2 protein-coding genes are annotated in these 4,474 nt (G+C 40.7%); both read left to right on the top strand.

Going from position 1 to position 4,474, the window contains the following annotated elements:
* Nucleotides 1-387: 387 nt before the first annotated feature.
* On the top strand, nt 388-2,913 hold the full coding sequence (locus DW182_RS21750) for a hypothetical protein (protein ID WP_147400147.1): 2,526 nt from the start codon (nt 388-390) through the stop codon (nt 2,911-2,913).
* Nucleotides 2,914-3,305: 392 nt separating this feature from the next.
* A partial coding sequence (locus DW182_RS21745; protein WP_118296820.1) for an AAA family ATPase occupies nt 3,306-4,474 on the top strand: 1,169 nt, incomplete at its 3' end.

Here is a 4,474-nt window from a genome sequence, read left to right as displayed (position 1 = left end):
TAGGAAATTTGTTTTTTACTTTGCAGGCTGAAAATGCGGGTTTGCTATACCTATATATCTATCAAAGAATGCCGGACTATCACTCAAAAGATAGGCTTGATCCTTTTGATGGCGATTGAAGCAAGCATGTTATCGGTTGATAATAAAGAGACAATTTTAATATTACTAACAATTTAAATTTTATGATTATGAAAGTAGAAAAGGAAATGAAGTACGAAACTCCGGAAGTGGAGGTTTTAGAGGTAGAAGTAGAAAAAGGCTTTGAAGTCAGCCTGCCTGAACCCGGTGAAATTTAAATGCAACCAAATAAGAGAATCAATGTAGACAGTATATAGATTCTTTGATGGGTGTTTGACTCAACATTAAAACAAAAAAATAAAAATGAAAATGAAAACAACAAAAATCATCTCAGCATTACTACTGCCTGCACTCTTCGCGGCATGTAGTGATGACACGTTCGAAGGAAATTCTATTCAGAATAACGAAGGACAATTAGTAAAGGATCTTTCGATTATTACAGGTATTAACTCCGGGACAGACGCGTCTACAAGAAGCGGATTTGCGGGAGGAGAAAAAGGTTTCTTTGATAACTTCTATTTTGAACCAGCGTTTGATTCGAACGATTTGGACCTAACCGATAACTCAGAAATTAAAGGTGACCAAGTAGGTCTTTGCTTACCTAATCCAACCGGAAACGGAAACGTGCTGACGAATGTACCGTTCTATATTGCCGGATATCAGGCAATACCTGAAGAAGGTAAAGCTGCAAAGATTTTCTCATTAGTAGCTAAAGCTACAGGTAATACTTTTTACCTAATTGAAGGGCAACAAGATGCTGATGCATTTGATGGAATAGAAGGAGATAATGCTAGAGCGAAATTTGAAACTATGGTTACCGCCAGAAAGGACGCTGTTCCTGTTGCTGGAAAAGTAGATATTACCAAGAGTGTATTCAAAACAGTTGCCGGTGTTATGACAGGCAATTATATCTTATACTCTCCATTTAATAAGGTATTTGTGGATCCTACCAAACCGCTTCCGGCTGTGGAGCTAAAAACGATTCAGACACAAACAAAAGCTGCTATAGCAAGTACTGCCAATATAGCAGACCACGTACTTGGTATCAATTTGTTTGCCTATTCAAAAGCTCCATTTAAGGTGGATGGGACAAATAATGCCGCTAAGGAAATGAGCATGACTCCGGCAGCGTATTTCTTCCAGTTCAAGATCTACACATCTGGTACTCAAATAGATAAATCTAGTGATAAGATTAAGTTGATTACGGTTGCTACTGCTGATGATGCAAAAGCTTTTGCTAAAACAGGACATGTACAGGCCGGTGCAACTAATAGTTTTATTGCTGATGCAACTACTGCTGCAGATATGATTGGTGTTGATTTTGGTACAAATATCAGCACAATACCGAGTGCAACTGCAGAAACTAAGAATGCCGATGCTCTTAGCGTTTATTTATCAACTTATCCTGTAAAAACAGCTTTGGCCGGAAAGGATATCGTTGTAAAACTTTACACTGAAGGGGGAAAAGTTGCCACTATTACTAAAGCTGCCGCAGGTTCAGCAATTGTAGAGGGAGGAACTGACTATTGGAATATCGACCTGAATGGAGTTAAGTTTGAAGAAGCAGACAGGTTGGTTTACAATACGGCAACATTGGAAGCTGAATTACAAGGGGCTGCCGGTACTTTGATTATGAAGAATGATATTACAACTACTGTTGCAGCAATAGATCATGCATTCACCATCAAGGGAGAGAATTATACTCTGACACTCAATAACGACATAACTCTAAATGATAAATGTAACTTCGAATGTAAGACTCTTATTCCTGCTGGCAAAACGCTTACTGTGAAGAAAGACGCAACATTCGCAACATTGGACAATAAGGGAACTATAGCATTCGGAACAGATGCAACTACTCTTACTGCTACAACTATTAATAATGAAGGAACCATAACAGTATCCGGTAAAGCCACATTGAAAGCTACTACCATCAATAACAAGGCTGTTAAAACAGCTGCTGCAAAATTGACAGTAGCATCTGACAATCAAGGGACATTAATGGCAACAACAATCAATAATGCGGCGGGAGTTGTGAATAAGAATGATGCCAGCAAAACAACATTGGACGGTGAAATTGAAATCAATGGTGCCGTAGCCAACACTAAGATTGTAAATGCCGGAACTTTGAAGTTGGAAGGATTGAGTTTAGCATCTACTGTTACTGTAGAAAATGCCGGTGAATTTAATATCGGTAAAAATGGTCAAACGACACGCTTGGATGCGACTATTGTTAATGATGGATCTGTTAATATCATCTCAAATAGTGTTGCAGACAACTATGGAAAGATTACTAATAATGGAGAAATTACAAATAACGGTGTCTTTACGCTGTTGGGAAGCGGTCAATTGATCAACAATGGACTTATCAGTGACTTAGGTACATTCAGCGGTTTGTCCAGATTGACTAACAGTGCTGATGCTCAGGTGATTCGTGCGGTAGACGGTTTGACTAACTTAACGCCGGCTCTTGCTGAAGCAAAGATTACTGCAGTCAGAATTAACGGAGATGTAAATACTGGTACATCAGCCATTACCACCGATAAGACCATCTATTTGAATGCGAATTTAACATTGCCGGTGGCTGCCGATAAAGTTTCTACAATTGGTAAGATTGTATTTGAAGGTGCAAATAAAGCATTGACAGGTAATGTTAAAACCAACAGTATCGATGTTAACAATAATGCCACTATCAAGGCAACAAGTAATGTTGTAGTTGATGGGGACATTACAATAGCAAAAAGCAAAACTTTGACCGGTGAAGCCAACTCTTATACAATCTGTAATGACATTAAGGGAGAAGGTTCAAAAGCAGGTACTATCTACGTAAAATAATTATCTTAGTAAAGGGAAGTTAAAGTAGAATATTTACTATCCTTCATATTAAAGGAGATGTGTCTGAAAACAGTCACATCTCCTTTTTTTATGTTTGTTCAGCATGGGTATAATTCTGAATCAAGACAAATGAAACGAGGACTGCGCGAAACAAGCATTATTTTTTCCCAGTTAGGAAAATATTTTTTTCCAGTTAGAGAATTTATCGGGGTCGGATTTTTATTTCTTCACCACTTCATTTCTGAACGTTACCCAATCAGGGGCAGACGGTTGAGCTTTTTATTTTTGGTGAGGAAACTTGTCTCCTATTTGCAACTATTTCCGGGTCTTCATGGCATTTGCCATCATTTTTGTTACCTTTGCTTTGTGGAAACATTTAAAACCGGACAGTTATGAAGGCATTACCCTATGGAATATCAGACTTTCCCCGCCTCATGCGCGAGGATTACTACTATGTGGACAAGACGCGTTTCATCGAAATGCTGGAACGGCAACCTCCCTACCTGTTTCTGATCCGTCCCCGCAGGTTCGGTAAGTCACTGTTCCTAGCCATGCTGGAGGCATACTACAGCATCGACTATGCCGACAGATTTAAAGAACTGTTTGGCGAACTGTATATCGGACAACATCCGACAAAGCGGCATAACAGCTACATGGTTCTGCGTTTCAATTTCTCTGCAATCAGTTCGAAACTGGAAGATGTGGAGTGTTCGTTCAGCGAGTATTGCTGCATGGTGATGAAGAATTTCATCCTGAAGTACGAACACCTGATGGGCAATGATGTCTGGAAGGTTGTCAATCCGGATGAGACCAATCCCCGGCAAATGCTTTCCGCCCTCAAGGAGTATGTCAGCCGCACGGATTGCCCGCGCATTTACCTGTTGATCGACGAATATGACAATTTCACCAACACCATTCTTTCTTCCTACGGGCAAGAACGCTACCGGGAAAAAACACATGGAGAAGGTTTTATTCGTGGGTTCTTCAACAATATCAAAGACTCTACTTCCAATGCGGGTGCCGCCGTGGAGCGTCTGTTTATTACAGGTGTCAGCCCCATTACGATGGACGACGTGACGAGCGGTTTCAATATCGGTACGAACATCAGCATGCTGCCGGAATTCAACAGTGTCATCGGGTTCAGTATGGAAGAGATGCGGGAAATGGTTTCTTATTACAAGAGTGAAAGCGCTCTTCCTGCAGATATGACCGTGGACGGTCTGATAGAGACGATGAAGCCGTGGTATGACAACTACTGTTTCTCTTCCTGGAATTTAGATGAGAAGGTATTCAATTCGGACATGGCACTCTATTTCCTGAACAGCTATCTTCTGCGGAAAAGAGCACCCGAAATGATGATTGACAGCAATATCCGCACAGATTACAACAAGTTGCGTCATCTGGTGCAGATAGACAAGAGGTTCGGTGCGAATGCCTCCGTTATCCAGCAGATTATTGCGGAAGGCAGTATCACAGCACAGATAGCCACTTCTTTTCCGGCTGAGAAAATGGCTGATACGGAGAATTTCAAGAGCCTGCTGTTCTACTTCGGGATGCTGTC

It is taken from the genome of Bacteroides sp. AM16-24 (assembly GCF_003471885.1).
GTDB lineage: Bacteria > Bacteroidota > Bacteroidia > Bacteroidales > Bacteroidaceae > Bacteroides.
This window is presented reverse-complemented; position numbering and strand designations above follow the sequence as displayed.